Below are 16,270 nucleotides of genomic sequence, written 5' to 3' on the forward strand. Positions count from 1 at the left end.
GGGCCGGCGCGAATTTGCTGGGGCGGCGGAAGCGGAGAAGCGGAAGGATCGCGGCGTGCGATCCGTGATACGGCCGACAGAAGGAAGCGCCGCACGCGGGCGGGGCGGCGCGACAGACGCGCCGGACACCCGATGCACTCAGTGCGCGCCGGCCTTCGGCTTGCGCGGCGCCTTTTCGAACAGACGGTCGTAGAGCCAGCGCGGCAGCACGTGCAGCACCTTCGCGACGACGCCCATTTGCCACGGAATCACGCGGAACGCGTGCTGCCGGGCGATCGCGCGTGCGGCGCGGGCCGCGAAGCGGTCGGCGTCCATCAGGAACGGCATCCGGTACGGGTTGTGCGCGGTCATCGGCGTGCGGATGTAGCCGGGCGCGATCGTCACGACGCCGACGCCGGCCGGGCGCAGCTCGACGCGCAGCGCCTCGAGATACTTGATCGCGGCCGACTTGGACGCGCTGTACGCGCCGGAACCGGGCAGGCCGCGCACGCCCGCGACGCTCGCGACGCCGACCAGCGTGCCGTGGCGCGCGGCCGTCATCGGGCCGACGAACGGCTCGAACGTCGCGACCATCCCGTAATAGTTGATGTCCATCACGTTGCGGAACGTGGCGAGATCGCCTTGTCCCGTGACGGCGCCCTGGCTGATGCCGGCGTTCGCGATCACGACGTCGGGGCAGCCGTGCGCGGCGATGAACGACGCGGCGGCCGTGGCGAGCGCATCGGCGTCGCGCACGTCGGCGGAGTAGACGGAGACGGACAGCTTGGGAAAGCGTCGCGCGAACGCATCGAGGGCCTCGGTGCGGCGCGCGACGAGGGCGAGCGTGGCGCCCTGGCGGGCGTATTCCTCGGCCATCGCGAGGCCGAGGCCGCTCGACGCGCCGGTGATGAAGACCTTCAGCGGAGTAGTCATGCCGGCGCGCGGGCGGGGATCAGAGCTTCTTGTCCTGAACCTGCTTCACGAGGTAATCGAGCACCTGCGCGGTACCCGGAATGCTGTTCGTGTAAGCCGGGCCCGTCTTGTACTTGCCCTGGACGATGACCGTCGGCACGCCGTCGATCGCGTAGTTCTTCAGCAGCTCGGCCGACTGCTTCACCTGGCCCTGCACGCTGAACGAGTTGTACGCGTCCATGAACTGCTTCTTGTCGACGCCTTGCGTCGCCAGGAAGTCGGCTTGCGCCTGCGGCGTCAGCAGGTAGTTCTTCTGCTTGTGGATCGCGTTGAAGATCGCCGGCGTGACCTTCTCCGAGATGCCGAGCGCCGACACCGCGTAGAACAGCTTCGAGTGCGGGACGAAATCGTCGCGGAAGGCGACCGGCACGCGCTTGAAGTCGATGTTGTTGCCCTGCTTCTTCACCCAGGCCTCGATCGTCGGCTCGAATTCGTAGCAGTGCGGGCAGCCGTACCAGAAGAACTCGATGACCTCGACCTTGCCGGCCGGCGCGGACACCGGCTGCGGCGACTTCATCACCTCGAAGTCCTTGCCGGACACCGGTGCGGCCGGCGTTGCCTGGGCGAAGCCGGCGGCGGCCAGGCCCAGGGACAGAAGGAGCGTGCTAAGCAGTTTTTTCATGTTGTAGACGTCGAATCAGTTGCTCGGGTTACGAAACGTAACGGGTTCTGCGTGGGCGCGGCCGGTTGCTTACTGCTTCGTGAAACGGATCACCGCCGTGTCGACACCTGCATCGGACAGGCGCTGACGGGCCGAGTTCATATCCTCGAATTTCGAGAACGGGCCGACGCGCACGCGGAAATAGGTCACGCCGCTGACATCGCGCTTCGACACCTTCGACTCGAAGCCCTGGAAGCCCAGGCGCGCGCGCTGCTGCTCGGCGTCGCCTTCCGTCTTGTACGCGCCGACCTGCAGGAAGTAGCCGGTGTTCGCGTCGTTCGCGGTCGGCGGCTTCGCTGCCGCGGAGGACGTCGCGGACGGCGCCGGCTTCGGCGTGTTCGCGGCCTGTTGCTGCTGTTTCTGCGCGGCAGCCTGCTGCGCCTGCTTCTGCGCGGCGAAGCGCGCGAGGTCGTCCTCGCCGCCTTGCTGCTGTTGCTGCGCCTGCTGCGTCTTCTTCGGCGGTGGCGTGTTGTCGGCCGGCTTCGGCGCGACGGCGACGCCGTTGCCCGACGACGCATTGTTCGACGCGGTGGTGTTGCTCGAGCCGGTCGTGCCGTTCGTGTTGCCCGACGGCGGCACTTCGACGATCTGCGGCTCGGGCAGCAGGCCACCCTGGGTCTGGTTCGCGGCCTGGCCGGGCGCGGTATTGGGCGGCGCGGGCTGCGCGGCCTGCGGCACCGGCTGGCCGGGCGTCTTGCCTTGCAGCGCGCGGTTCGGGTCGAACTGCTGCGGCTGGCTCGCGCCGTTGTCGGCGGGCGGCGGCGCGACCTTCGACACGAACGGCGACGGCGAACGCGTGATGTAGAGCGCCACCACCACCGCGATCGCGAGGCCGACGATCAGGCCCAGCACGATTCCAAGAAATGTCCCTCCGGCTTGTTTCGATTGCTTCGAAGTTCGGCGTGGTTGTGCCATTGCTTGAGTCACCTGCAAAAAGAATCGTGAAAAGGCCGCGGCGGGCATCCGACGGCGGCGCCCGCCGCGGCCATTCGCAGCCCGGTTCGGGCCGCTTACATCTTGGCGGGCGCGGACACGCCGAGCACCGCCAGACCATTCTCGAGCACCTGCCGGGTCGCGGCGAGGAGCGCGGCGCGCGCGTTGCGCGGCGCTTCGTCGTCGACCAGCACGCGCTCCGCATTGTAGAACGAGTGGAATTCACCAGCGAGATCGCGCAGGTAGAACGCGACCGCGTGCGGCGCCAGTTCGTTCGCCGCGTGCGTGAGCATGTCCGGATACTCGGCGAGCTTCTGCATCAGCGACACGGCCTGCGGGCTCGTGAGCTGCGACAGGTCGGCGCCCGGCAGCTGCGCCGCCTCGACGTTGTAGCGCGACTTCAGTTCGTTGAGCACCGAGCAGATCCGCGCGTGCGCGTACTGGACGTAATAGACCGGGTTCTCGTCGTTCTGTTTCAGCGCGAGGTCGATGTCGAACACGAATTCGGTGTCGGCCTTGCGGGAGATCAGGAAGAAACGGACCGCGTCGCGGCCGCGCGTGATGGTCGCCTCGTCGATCAGGTCGGGTGCCGCTTCCTGGCCCGGCGCCGCGCCGCCCGACCATTCGATCAGGTCACGGACCGTCACGTAGCTGCCCGCGCGCTTCGACAGCTTCACTTCCTGGCCGTCGCGCATCACGGTGACCATCTTGTGCAGCACGTAGTCGGGATAACCCTTCGGAATGCCGACGTGCAGGCCCTGCAGGCCCGCGCGCACGCGCGCGATCGTGCCGTGGTGGTCCGAGCCCTGGATGTTGATCACCTTCGTGAAGCCGCGCTCCCATTTCGTCACGTGGTACGCGACGTCCGGCACGAAATACGTGTACGTGCCGTCCGACTTGCGCATCACGCGATCCTTGTCGTCGCCTTCGTCGGTCGTGCGCAGCCACAGCGCGCCGTCCTGCTCGTAGGTCATGCCGGCCTTGATCAGCGCGTCGACCGTCTTCTCGACCCGGCCTTCGCTGTACAGCGACGACTCGAGGTAGTACTGGTCGAATTTCACGCCGAACGCCTGCAGGTCCATGTCCTGCTCGTGACGCAGGTACGCGACCGCGAACTTGCGGATTGCGTCGAGATCGTCGATGTCGCCCGCGCCGGTGACCGGCTCGCCGTCCTTCGCGGCCACCGTCTCGCGGTTCAGGTAATCGCGTGCGATGTCGGCGATGTATTCGCCGTTGTACGCGGCTTCCGGCCAGCCCGCGTCGCCCGGCTTCAGGCCGCGCGCGCGCGCCTGCGTCGAGATCGCGAGGTTGCCGATCTGCACGCCGGCGTCGTTGTAGTAGAACTCGCGGTGCACCGCGTAGCCCTGGCTCGCGATCACGTTCGCGAGCACGTCGCCGAGCGCCGCCTGGCGGCCGTGGCCGACGTGCAGCGGGCCGGTCGGGTTGGCCGACACGAACTCGAGCAGCACCTGCTTGCCCTTTTCGCGCTCCGACGTGCCGAATGCGCGGCCCTGGTCGAACACGGCGGCGATCACCGCCTGTTTCGCGGCGGCCGTCAGGCGCAGGTTGATGAAGCCGGGGCCGGCGATTTCGGCCGCGTCGACGAGCCCTTGCGCGGCCGGCTGGGCCGTGAGGGCGGCGACGATCTTCTCGGCGAGCTGGCGCGGGTTCGTGCCGAGCGGCTTGGCGAGCTGCATCGCGACGTTGCACGCGACGTCGCCGTGCGCGGCGACCTTCGGGCGCTCCAGCGTGATGGCCGGGGTGACGAATGCCGCGTCGGCGCCTTTCAGCGCGTGTGCGACCTGCGTGACGCTATCCGCGAGCAGGGCTTCGAGGGTCTGTTTGTGTGCTGGCAGCATGCTGGTAGAAGGCTTCGTTGGTGGCGGCCGGAAACGCCGGCCGGCCGGCGCGCTTTTTAAGCGCGCGTTTCAGGGATCGCAGAATTTTAACAGGTGCTAATATGCCGCTCAGGCGCCCCGCGTCCGCGAGGCCGGACGCCGGTCTGCCGGCGTCCCCCCAACTGCGCCGCGCGGGCACAACAAGATGAAAAGGGAATTGTCATGATTACGTTCAAGAGCAAGGCGGCACAGGATCTCGACGTGCTGAAGGATTTCGCCGTATACGTGCTGGGCCTCGTCGGCAAGCAGCTGGGCGAACGCGGCGTCATTACGCACGACGAACTGGACCACGCGATCGCCAAGCTGGAAGGCGCCGTCGCGCAGGCGAAGCAGGAGCGCGCCGAGCACGCGGGCCATTTCCACGAGGACGAAGACGACCACGCGCACCACGAAGTGCCGCCGAGCCTGGCGCAGCGCGTCGCGCCGTTCCTCACGATGCTGCGTGAAGCGAAGGCCGGCGAGGCCGACGTGCACTGGGGCTTCTGAGCTTCGTTGCCCGGCCGACGCGGCCGCAGGATTGATCAGGCAAGAAAAAGCCCGCGCGACGCGGGCTTTTATTTGTCTGATCAAAAGGCGCCGAGGCCGCCCCGGTCGCGCATCGATCAGAGCTGCGGCGCGAGCGCGCGGCGCGCGTCGTCGAGTGACAGGGCCATGCGTTGCGCGTAGTCCTCGAGCTGATCCTGACCGATTTTCCCGACCGAGAAATACGTGCTGTCCGGGTGCGCGAGGTAGAAACCCGACACGCTGGCCGCCGGCAGCATCGCCAGCGAATCGGTCACGCTCATGCCGATCTCGTTCGCCTGCAGCACGTCGAACATGTCGCGCTTCACCAGATGGTCGGGGCACGCCGGGTAGCCGGGCGCCGGGCGGATGCCCGCGTACTTTTCGGCGATCAGCGCATCGTTGTCGAGCGTCTCGCCGCTCGCATAGCCCCACAGCTCGCGGCGCACACGCGCGTGCATCGCCTCGGCGAACGCTTCCGCGAAGCGGTCGGCCAGTGCCTTCAGCATGATCGCGCTGTAGTCGTCGTGGTCGGCTTCGAACTGTTTTTCCTTCACGTCGACGCCGAGCCCGGCCGTGACCGCGAACATCCCGATGTAGTCGGCGACACCCGATTCCTTCGGCGCGATGAAGTCGGCGAGCGAGCGGTTCGGGCGCATCACGCCATCGACCACCGGACGCACGCTCTGCTGGCGCAGGTTGCGCCACGTCATCAGCACTTCCGATCGCGACTCGTCGGTGTAGATCTCGATGTCGTCGTCGTTGACCGTGTTCGCCGGCAGCAGCGAGATCACGCCGTTCGCGGTCAGCCAGCGGCCCTGGATCAGGCGCGCGAGCATCGATTTCGCGTCCGAGAACACGCGCCGCGCCGATTCGCCGACGATCTCGTCGTTCAGGATCGCCGGGTACGGGCCCGCGAGGTCCCAGGTCTGGAAGAACGGGCCCCAGTCGATGTAGTTCGCGAGCTCGTTCAGGTCGTAGTTCCGGAACACGCGGCGGCCGATGAACTTCGGCTTCACGGGCTGGTAGCCGGCCCAGTCGATCTTCGTCTTGTTCGCGCGCGCTTCGGCGAGCGTGACCATCGGCTGCGCCTTGCGGTTCGCGTGCTGGTCGCGGATCCGTTCGTAGTCGGACTTCAGTTCGTCGAGGTACTTCGCCGCGCCTTCGTCCGACAGCAGGTTCGACGCGACCGACACCGAGCGCGAGGCGTCCGGCACGTAGACGACGGGGCCTTCGTAGTGCGGCGCGATCTTCACGGCCGTATGCACGCGCGAGGTCGTCGCGCCGCCGATCAACAGCGGAATCTTCTTCACGCGGAAGTAGTCGTCGCGCTGCATCTCGGACGCGACGTATGCCATTTCCTCGAGGCTCGGCGTGATGAGGCCCGACAGCCCGATGATGTCCGCGCCCTCGACCTTCGCCTTCGCGAGGATCTCGTTGCACGGGACCATCACGCCCATGTTGACCACTTCGAAATTGTTGCACTGGAGCACGACCGACACGATGTTCTTGCCGATGTCGTGCACGTCGCCCTTCACGGTCGCGATGACGATCTTGCCCTTCGCGCGCACGTCGCCGCCCGCTTCGGCGAGCAGGCGCTTCTCTTCCTCGATGAACGGAATCAGGTGCGCGACCGCCTGCTTCATCACGCGCGCCGATTTCACGACCTGCGGCAGGAACATCTTGCCCTGGCCGAACAGGTCGCCGACGATGTTCATCCCGTCCATCAGCGGGCCTTCGATCACGTTGATCGGGCGGCCGCCGGCCGCGGCGATGGCCGCGCGCGCTTCTTCCGTATCTTCGACGATGAAGTTCGTGATGCCGTGCACGAGCGCGTGCGCGAGGCGTTTCTCGACCGGCTGGTTGCGCCACTCGAGGTTCTCCTCCTTCTTCGCGGCGCCGGTCTTGAACTTGTCGGCGATCTCGAGCAGGCGGTCGGTGGAATCCGCGCGGCGGTTCAGGATCACGTCCTCGACGCGCTCGCGCAGTTCCGGGTCGAGATCGGCATACACGCCGAGCTGCCCCGCGTTCACGATGCCCATGTCCATGCCCGCCTGGATCGCGTGATACAGGAACACGGTGTGGATCGCCTCGCGCACCGGGTCGTTGCCGCGGAACGAGAACGACACGTTCGACACGCCGCCGCTCACCTTCGCGTACGGCAGGTTCTGCTTGATCCAGCGGGTCGCCTCGATGAAGTCGACCGCGTAGTTGTTGTGCTCCTCGATGCCGGTCGCGACCGCGAAGATGTTCGGGTCGAAGATGATGTCTTCCGGCGGGAAGCCGACTTCGTTCACGAGGAAGTCGTACGAGCGCTTGCAGATCTCGGTCTTGCGCTCGTAGGTATCGGCCTGGCCCGTCTCGTCGAACGCCATCACGACCGCGGCCGCGCCGTAGCGGCGGATCAGGTTCGCGTGGTGGCGGAACGCTTCCTCGCCTTCCTTCAGCGAGATCGAGTTCACGATCGCCTTGCCCTGCACGCACTTGAGGCCCGCCTCGATGACTTCCCACTTCGACGAGTCGATCATGATCGGCACGCGCGCGATGTCCGGCTCGGATGCGATCAGGTTCAGGAAGCGCACCATCGCCGCCTTCGAATCGAGCATCGCCTCGTCCATGTTGATGTCGATCACCTGCGCGCCGTTCTCGACCTGCTGGCGCGCGACGGCGAGCGCCTCGTCGAACTGGCCGTTGAGGATCATCCGCGCGAATGCCTTCGAGCCGGTGACGTTGGTGCGTTCACCGACGTTGATGAAGAGCGTCCCGGACGTGACGTTGAACGGCTCGAGGCCGGCAAGGCGCATCATGTGATCGGTCATGGCGGTGCGAATTCGTATGAGGTAGGGCGGGCGTTGGGGCGGTCGGTCAGGCGGCGTCGCTGTACTGGCTCGGCCAGCGGCGCGGTTTCACGTCGGCGAGCGCCTTCGCGATTTCGGCGATGTGCTCGGGCGTCGTGCCGCAGCAGCCGCCCGCGAGGTTCACGAGCCCGGCCTGCGCGAATTCCTTCAGCAGGCCCGACGTGACGTCCGGCGTCTCGTCGAAGCCGGTGTCGCTCATCGGGTTCGGCAGGCCCGCGTTCGGGTAGCACGACACGTAGGTGTCGCACAGCTTCGCGAGCTCGGCGATGTACGGGCGCATCAGCGCCGCGCCGAGCGCGCAGTTCAGGCCGAACGTGAGCGGCTTCGCGTGACGCAGCGAATTCCAGAACGCCTCGACCGTCTGGCCCGACAGGATGCGGCCCGACGCGTCGGTCACGGTGCCCGAGATCATGATCGGCAGGCGCTCGCCGGTGTCCTCGAACAGTTCGTCGAGCGCGAAGAGCGCGGCCTTCGCGTTCAGCGTGTCGAAGATCGTCTCGACGAGGAACAGGTCGACGCCGCCGTCGAGCAGCGCCTTCGCCTGCTGGTAATACGCGTTGCGCAGCTCGTCGAACGTGACGTTGCGCGCGCCCGGGTCGTTGACGTCCGGCGAGATGCTCGCCGTCTTCGGCGTCGGCCCGATCGCGCCCGCGACGAAGCGCGGCTTGGCAGGCGTGCTGTAGCGGGCGGCGGATTCGCGCGCGAGCCGCGCCGATTCGACGTTCATCTCGACGACGAGGTCTTCCATCCCGTAGTCGGCCTGCGCGACCGTCGTCGCGCCGAACGTGTTGGTTTCGACGATGTCCGCGCCGGCCGCGAAGTACTGGTCGTGGATCTCGCTGATGATCTGCGGCTGCGTGAGCGACAGCAGTTCGTTGTTGCCCTTGATGTCGCGCGGGAAATCCTTGAAACGCTCGCCGCGATACGCGGCCTCGTCGAGCTTGTAGCGCTGGATCATCGTGCCCATCGCGCCGTCGAGGATCAGGATGCGCGATTTCAGCAGCGCGGGCAGGTCGGCGCCGCGCGTGTAGGGCGCGTCGAGCGGGGCGGAAGCGGCGAGAGGGGTCGCGGACATGGCGGAAGAGCGGCGAAGACGGGAAAACCGTCATTGTAGCCGGTGCGCCGGGGCGCCGCCCGGCCCGCGCCAACAAACGAAAACCCCCGCCCGGCGAACCGGACGGGGGCTTGGATCGGAGTGCTCGCGGCGCCGCTCGAACGCGGCGAATGGCCCGGCGATGCGCCGGGCCGCGGGTCGTCAGTGCAGGACGACGGGCATCATCATCAGACTGTCGAACTGTCCGAGGAATTCGTCCACTTCGTCGAGCGACGGTTCATCCTCGATCAGTTGCTTCACGTGTGCGCGGAATCGCTCGGCGAGTTCGCCGTCGATGAAGATCTCGCGCTGCGCGTTCTTGTCGACGATTTCGTATCCGCCGGCATTCATCAGATGGTGGCCGGCCTGCGGCGCAAACTCGACGACGCAGTAGTTGGGGCTGTTGTAGATCATTTGCATGGCGGCACTCCTCTTCGCAGTGGCATCTGGCCTTGTTGTCCCGTAGGTGGGGCAGGCCTTGCCGGTTTCAAGGGGCTTGCGCTGCACACCCCGTTCTCCCGTTTGCGTGGGGTGTATCGGGTTAGAAGCCGATATCTGTCAAACGTTTCTTATTGTGATCCGGTGCACCGAAATAGTTGTTAAAGAGTGTCATCGGCCATTTTGGCGAGAGCTTTAATCGGTCGAAATTGCCGATTGGTCGATCGTCACTGCTCGGGCTGCGACGCTGCCGGCGGCGCAACCGCTGGTGCCTGCTCGGCGGGCGCCGGCGCGGGTTGTGCCGGCTCCGCGGCCGGTGCGCTGGCAGGCGCGTTCGTTGCGCCTTGCGTCGCGCCATCGGCAGGCGCATCGGGCGGGGCGAGCCGGCCGTGCCACAGCAGCTCGATCTGCGAGCCGTTCGGTTCCGATTGTACGAGCCGCGCGGGCAGCCAGCCGAGCGACGGCGCGAGCCACATGTCGATGCGGCGCGTGTCGCCGTCGCGGCGCGGCAGCCGCATGAAGTGGCGTGCGCGGACGATGCCGGCCTGCGTCTGCACGTCCTCGTCGCCGATCACCGTGATCGGCCAGGTCTCGCCGTTGTTGTTGTCGATCACGAAAAACTGCTGCGTGACGCCCGGCTGATACGCGGACGGATTGCCGCGCACGAGCCCCGACAACTGCATCAGCATGCTGAAGCGGTCCTGCACGCCGTCGGGCAGCGGCGCGTTGTTCGGCGTGCGCGTGAAGACGACCTGACGGATCTCGCGGTTGAAGATCGCGATGTCCTCGGGCCGTTTGCCGCGCTTTTCGACATAGCGGTCGGGCGCGACGCCGAATGCGTCGATGCGGCCTTCGCTGCGATAGCTGAACGGGCCGACGAACGGCACGGGCATCGACACCGACAGGTCGTAGGTGCGGCCGTCGGTGCGCCAGTGGATCGTGCCGATCATGTTCTGCATTCCGTTGTAGAACGTGTCGTACTGCAGGTCGCCGGGCGGCGGTGCGGCGAACTTCACGCCGCTCGCCGCGGGGCCCGGTGTCGCTGCACCGCCGGCTTCGCCGGCCGATGCCGCCTGCGTGCCGGATGCGCCTGCCGCGCCGCTCGCAGCAGAGGCCGCGGAGGCGGCGGCCGGCGGCGGCTCGCCTTGCTCGGCCGTCTGCGTCGACGTGAGGACCGGCTCGGGCGACGGCGCGGGTTTCGCCGCAGGCTTCGGCGCGGCGGGGGCCGGCTTCGCCGGCGCTGGCTCGGCGGGATGTTCGGTGGGCTTCGGCGCGGGCTGGCGTTCGATCGGCCGCGGCTTCAGCAGCTCGATCTGCACCGGTATCTCGGCGGGCGCGGGCGGCGTGAACGCATCGCGGCTGCGCGTCAGCCACAACGCCGCGAGCGCGTGCAGCACCAGCACGACGACGAGCGCGACGCCCACGCGCAGCCAGTGGCGGGGCAGGGCGTGACGAGGACGGGTGTCGGCAGGCGGCATCGGCGAAACGGAACAGGGTTGGGGCAGTCGCGGCGCGCGGCGCGCGTCACAGCCATCGGACCGCCGGGTGCGCCGCGCGTTCGCGGTACATCGCGCGGGTGTCGCACGCCCCGCGTGTCAGGCGTCGCGCGCGTCCGGACTATAGCCGAGTTCGTAAGACAGTTTCTGCGCGCATGCACGCAGCGCGGTGTCCATCTCGCCGCCCCACGCGATGTCGAACATGCCTTCCTGGCCGAGCGCGACGATCGCGAGCGCGAGTTCGCCGACCGCATCGAACACCGGCATGCAGAACGCATGGATCGTCGGCAGCAGCATCCCTTCGACGCGCGCGGCCTGATGCGCGCGCACGTCGGCGAGCACCGCCTCGACCTCGTCGAGCGTGCGCGGGCCGCCGTGATGCGGCGAGCGGCGCGTATCGGCGAGCTCGCGTTCGAGCATCGCCGCGGTCTTGCTGCGCGGCAGGTACGCGGCGAACAGCAGGCCCGTCGCGGAGCCGAGCAACGGCATCACGTCGCCGAGCTTCAGCGACGCCTTCGCGGGGTGGCTCGATTCCATCCAGTGCACGATCGTCGGCCCCTGGTTGCCCCACACCGCGATGCCGACCGTCTGGTCGACGCGGTCGCGCAACTCGGTCAGCGCGATCCGCGCGAGCTTCACGCCGTCGACGCGCGCGAGCCGCGCGAGCCCCATCTGCAGCGCGAAGCCGCCGAGTTCGTAGCGGCCCGACACGGGATCCTGCGACACGACGCCGAGCCGCGAGAAGCTGACCAGATAGCGGTGCGCCTTCGCCGGGCTCATGCCCGCGCGCTGCGCGAGATCGCGCAGCATCATCGCGCGCGGCTCGCTCGTCAGCACGTCGAGCAGGCGGAAGCCGACCTCGATCGACTGGATGCCGGAGCGGACCTTCTCGCCGCCTTCGCCGTGCTCGCCGGAGCCGGTGTCGTCGGTGTCGGAATCGGCGAGATCGTCGTCGGGAAGCGGGCTGGCGGGCATGGGCAACGGGGCGCGACAAGGCGGCAAGGGTCGGGACGAAAACGGCGCGCACGATCGTGGCGCGCCGCACGGATTCACCATCGTAAAATAGATTCCCTCCATCGTCACTACAACGGCAGATACCCCATGAAACTTGCATCGCTGAAGGACGGCACGCGCGACGGCCAGCTGATCGTCGTGTCGCGCGACCTGCACACCGCGGCGATCGCCGATGCGATCGCACCGACGCTGCAGCGCGTCCTCGACGACTGGGCGTTCTACGCGCCGCAACTGCGCGATCTGTACGACGCGCTGAACCACGGCCGCGCGCGCAACGCGTTCGCGTTCGATCCGGCGAACTGCATGGCGCCGCTGCCGCGCGCGTTCCAGTGGGCCGACGGCTCCGCGTACGTGAACCACGTCGAGCTCGTGCGCCGCGCGCGCGGCGCCGAGATGCCGCCTGAGTTCTGGACCGATCCGCTGATGTACCAGGGCGGCAGCGACGATTTCCTCGGCGCGCGCGACGACATCGTGTGCCCGTCCGAGGAATGGGGCATCGACTTCGAGGCCGAGGTCGCGGTGATCACCGGCGACGTGCCGATGAGCGCCTCGCCCGACGACGCGCTGAAGGCCGTGCGGCTCGTCACGCTCGTGAACGACGTGTCGCTGCGCAACCTGATTCCGGCCGAACTCGCGAAGGGCTTCGGTTTCTTCCAGAGCAAGCCGGCCACCGCGTTCGCACCGGTCGCGGTGACGCTCGACGAGCTCGGCGACGAATGGCGCGAGGGCCGCGTGCACCGGCCGATGATCGTCCACTGGAACGGCAGGAAGGTCGGCCAGCCCGACGCGGGCACCGACATGGTGTTCCACTTCGGCCAGCTGATCGCGCATGCGGCGAAGACGCGCAACCTGCGTGCCGGCTCGATCGTCGGCTCGGGCACGGTGTCGAACAAGGACGCGAAGCGCGGCTACTGCTGCATCGCCGAGAAGCGCTGCCTCGAGACGATCGAGCACGGCGCGCCGCAGACCGAATTCATGCGCTACGGCGACACCGTGCGCATCGAGATGTTCGACGCGGCCGGCAAGTCGATCTTCGGTGCGATCGAGCAGTCGGTCGCCCCGCCCGACGGCGCGGCCTGACGTCTGCGCGAAACCCGGCGCGAACCCGGCGCGAAGCCCGGCTCCGGCCCGCGCGCCGGGTTTCGCCTGATGTTTGCCCGCGCGGGCTTGGCTACACTCGATTCAGGCGTTTCAGCATTTCAAGAACCCGGGAGCTGCGCATGACCGATCTCGCCGCGTACGGCGGTTACGAAGCATTGAAGGTGACGCGCCGCGATCATGGCGTGCTCGACATCGTGATGAGCGGCGAGGGCGCGAACCGCAGCGGCCTCGCGACCGCGAACGAGCGCATGCATCGCGAGCTCGCCGACATCTGGCGCGACGTCGACCGCGATCCCGACACGCGCGTCGCGGTGATCCGCGGCGAGGGCAAGGGCTTTTCGGCGGGCGGCGATCTCGCGCTCGTCGAGGCGATGGCGAACGACTTCGACGTGCGCGCCCGCGTGTGGCGCGAGGCGCGCGACCTTGTCTACAACGTGATCAATTGCAGCAAGCCGATCGTGTCCGCGATGCACGGCCCGGCCGTCGGCGCGGGGCTCGTCGCCGGGCTGCTCGCCGACGTCTCGATCGCCGCGAAGGATGCGCGCATCATCGACGGCCATACGCGGCTCGGCGTCGCGGCCGGCGATCACGCGGCGATCGTGTGGCCGCTGTTGTGCGGGATGGCGAAGGCGAAGTATTACCTGTTGCTGTGCGAACCCGTGAGCGGCGAGGAGGCCGAGCGGATCGGCCTCGTGTCGCTCGCGGTCGAGCCGGCCGACCTGCTGCCGAAGGCGTACGAGGTCGCGGAGCGGCTCGCGCACGGGTCGCAGTCGGCGATCCGCTGGACCAAGTACGCGCTGAACAACTGGCTGCGCAGCGCCGGGCCGACCTTCGATACGTCGCTCGCGCTCGAATTCATGGGCTTCTCGGGGCCCGACGTGCAGGAAGGCATCCGCTCGCTGCGCGAGCGGCGCCCGCCCGATTTCCCCGGCGACGCACCGTTCTGACGCGCGTTATGATCGGATCAAGGGCGGCCGCGCGACTCGTGCCGGCCGCATCGCCCACCCAGTCAACCAGGATGCCCGTATGACGACCGATGCCTCCGGCTCCAATCCTTTCGCCGGCTTTGCCGGTTTCAAGCCTGCCGACATGCTCGACCGGATGTGGGACATGATGCGGATGTCGCCGTTCGGCGGGATGGCGTCGTTTCCCGGCGCCGCGTCGGGCCTGCCGCCGTCGCTGTCGAGCATGTCCGACATGATGGCGCCGCTCACGAGCGTCGAGGAGCTCGACAAGCGGATCACCGATCTGCGCGCGGTCGAGCAGTGGCTCAAGCTCAATCTCGGCATGCTGCAGTCCGCGATCCAGGCGCTCGAGGTGCAGCGCGCGACGCTCGCGACGCTGCGCGCGTTCGGCGCGTTCGCGCAAAGCTCGATGTCGGCGGCCGAGGAGGCGGCGGCCGCGGCCGCGCAAGCGGCGTCCGCGCCGCGCGCCGATGCGCCGCAAGCACCGGATGCCGCTGCCGCGGCTGACGAACCGCCCGCAGGCGACGCCGCGCAGCAGGCGTTCGATCCCGCCGGCTGGTGGAACCTGCTGCAGGCGCAGTTCAACCAGCTCGCGAGCCTCGCGATGACGCAGCCGGGCGCGCAGCCCGCGGAGGCGGGCGCCGCGCCGTCCGGGCAGGCCGCATCGACGGCGCGGGCGGAGCAGCCCGCACCGGCCGCGGCCGCCGCGCCGCGCAAGCCGGCCGCGAAGCGTGCGAAGCCGGCCGGCTCGGCCGCGGCGCGCGCGGCGGCCGCCTCGTCGCCCGAAACGCGTCCGCCGAAGCGCTCGACGTGACGCCAACCGGATAGCAGGTCGATCATGCGGCTCGCGCTCGTGCTGATGGGAGGCGGCGCACGTGCCGCCTATCAGGTCGGCGTGCTGAAGGCGCTGGCCGAGATCGCGCGCGAGGCCGATCCGAACCGGCACACCGTGCCGTTCACGGTCGTCTGCGGCTCGTCGGCCGGCGCGATCAACGCGACGTCGATCGCGAGCCACGCGGACGACTTTTCGCATGGCGTGCGCCGTCTGCTCGAATTCTGGGAACCGCTGCGCGCGGACTACGTGTATCGCACCGACTGGCTCGGCATCGCGGCGGCGGGCGCACGCTGGCTCGCGACGATGACCTTCGGCTGGGCGGCGCGCCGGTCGCCGCGCGGGCTGCTCGACAACGCGCCGCTCGCACATCTGCTGCAGCGCGAGCTGAGCTTTCACCGGATCGAGCAGATGCTCGAGAGCAGGCTGCTGCACGCGCTCTCGGTGACGGCGCTCAGCTATTCGAGCGGCCGGCACCTGACGTTCTACCAGGCCGCCGAGCCGATCCAGGCATGGCGGCGCGCGCAGCGCACCGCGCGGCTCGTCGATCTGTCGGCATCGCACCTGCTTGCGTCGTCGGCCATTCCGTTCGTGTTTCCGGCCGTGCCGCTCGTGCTCGACGGCCAGATCGAATATTTCGGCGACGGCTCGATCCGGCAGGTCGCGCCGCTGTCGCCGGCGATCCACTTCGGCGCGAACCGGATCGTCGTCGTCGGCGCGGCCGACCCGCGGCCCGAGATCCCGGCCGCGAACGGTTCGGGACGGGTGCGCGGCTACCCGACGCTCGCGCAGATCGGCCAGCAGGTGCTCGCGAGCGTGTTTCTCGACTCGATCGGCTCGGACATCGAGCGGATCGAGCACATCAATCAGATGATCGAGCACTTGCCGCACCAGGTCGAAGTGGACAGCGGCTGGCGGCACGTCGACGTGCTCGCGATCGCACCGTCCGAGCGCATCGAGCTGATCGCCGCGAAACACCTGAAGCAGATGCCGGCGACGATGCGCGGGCTGCTCGGCGCAATCGGCGGCAGCCAGCCGGCCGGCGCGTCGTTCGCGAGCTATCTGCTGTTCGAGGAGGCCTTCACGCGCGAGCTGATCGAACTCGGCTATCGCGACGGGCGCGCGCAGCGCGACACGCTGGCGAACTGGATCGCGGGGGCCGACGGCGGCAGCGGGCCGGCATCCGGCCTGCCGCCGGAGAGCGGTCGCGCGACCGGCGAAATACGGGTCTGATGCGCGCGGAGCGGGGCCGAAACGGATGAAACTTACATATCGGTTGCGTTTTCGCGACGGCCGCCCGCGACCGATCGCCGCACCGGCGTTGGCGGCACGCGACCGGCTCCACGTCTCGGAACCGTCATGCGCGCGTGCTATCATGGCCGCCGCCGTATACACCATATCGAGCAGCCCGCCGGTCCGGCGGTCGCACGGGAACCCGTCCGGGAACCGCGTGGCGCCGGGCGGGCTCGCCACCGAGCCGGCCTGCGCCGGCCCCCACATCAGGCACGCGCGGCCGGTACCGTTCGAGC

Annotated in this window: 14 protein-coding genes; 5 read left to right on the forward strand and 9 right to left on the reverse strand. The window is 68.5% G+C overall.

From position 1 onward, the window contains the following. Positions 1-138: 138 nt before the first annotated feature. The 4 genes from WS49_RS01900 to argS form a co-directional block, all read right to left on the reverse strand. Positions 139-912: an SDR family oxidoreductase gene (locus WS49_RS01900; RefSeq protein WP_059465877.1), complete on the reverse strand. Its 774-nt coding sequence runs from the start codon at positions 910-912 to the stop codon at positions 139-141. 19 nt (positions 913-931) lie between these two features. Then, the gene (locus tag WS49_RS01905) at positions 932-1,573 is read right to left on the reverse strand and encodes a thiol:disulfide interchange protein DsbA/DsbL (RefSeq protein ID WP_059523964.1); all 642 of its coding nucleotides are present in this window, start codon (positions 1,571-1,573) and stop codon (positions 932-934) included. 69 nt (positions 1,574-1,642) lie between these two features. Beyond that, the gene (locus WS49_RS01910) at positions 1,643-2,527 is read right to left on the reverse strand and encodes an SPOR domain-containing protein (RefSeq protein ID WP_059523967.1); all 885 of its coding nucleotides are present in this window, start codon (positions 2,525-2,527) and stop codon (positions 1,643-1,645) included. Between the two features lie 95 nt (positions 2,528-2,622). Beyond that, positions 2,623-4,404 carry an arginine--tRNA ligase gene (argS, locus tag WS49_RS01915; RefSeq protein WP_059523968.1) on the reverse strand — a complete coding sequence of 594 codons (1,782 nt, stop codon included), beginning with the start codon at positions 4,402-4,404 and terminating at the stop codon, positions 2,623-2,625. Between the two features lie 201 nt (positions 4,405-4,605). Between argS and WS49_RS01920 the strand changes: the two genes are divergently transcribed. Further along, on the forward strand, positions 4,606-4,929 hold the full coding sequence (locus WS49_RS01920; protein WP_059523970.1) for a DUF1840 domain-containing protein: 324 nt from the start codon (positions 4,606-4,608) through the stop codon (positions 4,927-4,929). 116 nt (positions 4,930-5,045) lie between these two features. Here WS49_RS01920 and metH read toward each other — a convergent pair whose 3' ends face one another. From metH to WS49_RS01945, 5 genes are all read right to left on the reverse strand, one after another. Further along, positions 5,046-7,763, reverse strand: a complete 2,718-nt coding sequence (gene metH, locus WS49_RS01925) for a methionine synthase (protein ID WP_059523972.1) — start codon at positions 7,761-7,763, stop codon at positions 5,046-5,048. Between the two features lie 46 nt (positions 7,764-7,809). Beyond that, entirely contained in the window at positions 7,810-8,877 is a 1,068-nt protein-coding gene (locus tag WS49_RS01930) for a homocysteine S-methyltransferase family protein (RefSeq protein WP_059523975.1), read from the reverse strand. Positions 8,878-9,057: 180 nt separating this feature from the next. Next, on the reverse strand, positions 9,058-9,315 hold the full coding sequence (locus tag WS49_RS01935; RefSeq protein ID WP_006477667.1) for a BTH_I0359 family protein: 258 nt from the start codon (positions 9,313-9,315) through the stop codon (positions 9,058-9,060). A gap of 245 nt (positions 9,316-9,560) precedes the next feature. Continuing rightward, on the reverse strand, positions 9,561-10,811 hold the full coding sequence (locus WS49_RS01940) for a DUF3108 domain-containing protein (RefSeq protein WP_059523977.1): 1,251 nt from the start codon (positions 10,809-10,811) through the stop codon (positions 9,561-9,563). Positions 10,812-10,928: 117 nt separating this feature from the next. After that, positions 10,929-11,804, reverse strand: coding sequence for an IclR family transcriptional regulator (locus tag WS49_RS01945; protein ID WP_059523979.1), 876 nt, complete (start codon positions 11,802-11,804; stop codon positions 10,929-10,931). Between the two features lie 126 nt (positions 11,805-11,930). Here WS49_RS01945 and WS49_RS01950 point away from each other — a divergent pair, with 126 nt between their 5' ends. The 4 genes from WS49_RS01950 (at position 11,931) to WS49_RS01965 (ending at position 15,974) form a co-directional block, all read left to right on the forward strand. Beyond that, entirely contained in the window at positions 11,931-12,923 is a 993-nt protein-coding gene (locus WS49_RS01950) for a fumarylacetoacetate hydrolase family protein (RefSeq protein WP_059523981.1), read from the forward strand. 140 nt (positions 12,924-13,063) lie between these two features. Continuing rightward, a complete protein-coding gene (locus tag WS49_RS01955; RefSeq protein WP_059523983.1) occupies positions 13,064-13,891 on the forward strand; it encodes an enoyl-CoA hydratase/isomerase family protein in 828 nt (275 codons plus the stop codon). 79 nt (positions 13,892-13,970) lie between these two features. After that, the gene (locus WS49_RS01960; RefSeq protein WP_059523985.1) at positions 13,971-14,723 is read left to right on the forward strand and encodes a PhaM family polyhydroxyalkanoate granule multifunctional regulatory protein; all 753 of its coding nucleotides are present in this window, start codon (positions 13,971-13,973) and stop codon (positions 14,721-14,723) included. Between the two features lie 24 nt (positions 14,724-14,747). Beyond that, positions 14,748-15,974: a patatin-like phospholipase family protein gene (locus WS49_RS01965; RefSeq protein ID WP_059523987.1), complete on the forward strand. Its 1,227-nt coding sequence runs from the start codon at positions 14,748-14,750 to the stop codon at positions 15,972-15,974. Positions 15,975-16,270 lie beyond the last annotated feature (296 nt).

This window comes from Burkholderia sp. RF7-non_BP4 (genome assembly GCF_001521935.1).
In the GTDB taxonomy this organism is placed as follows: Bacteria; Pseudomonadota; Gammaproteobacteria; order Burkholderiales; family Burkholderiaceae; genus Burkholderia; species Burkholderia diffusa.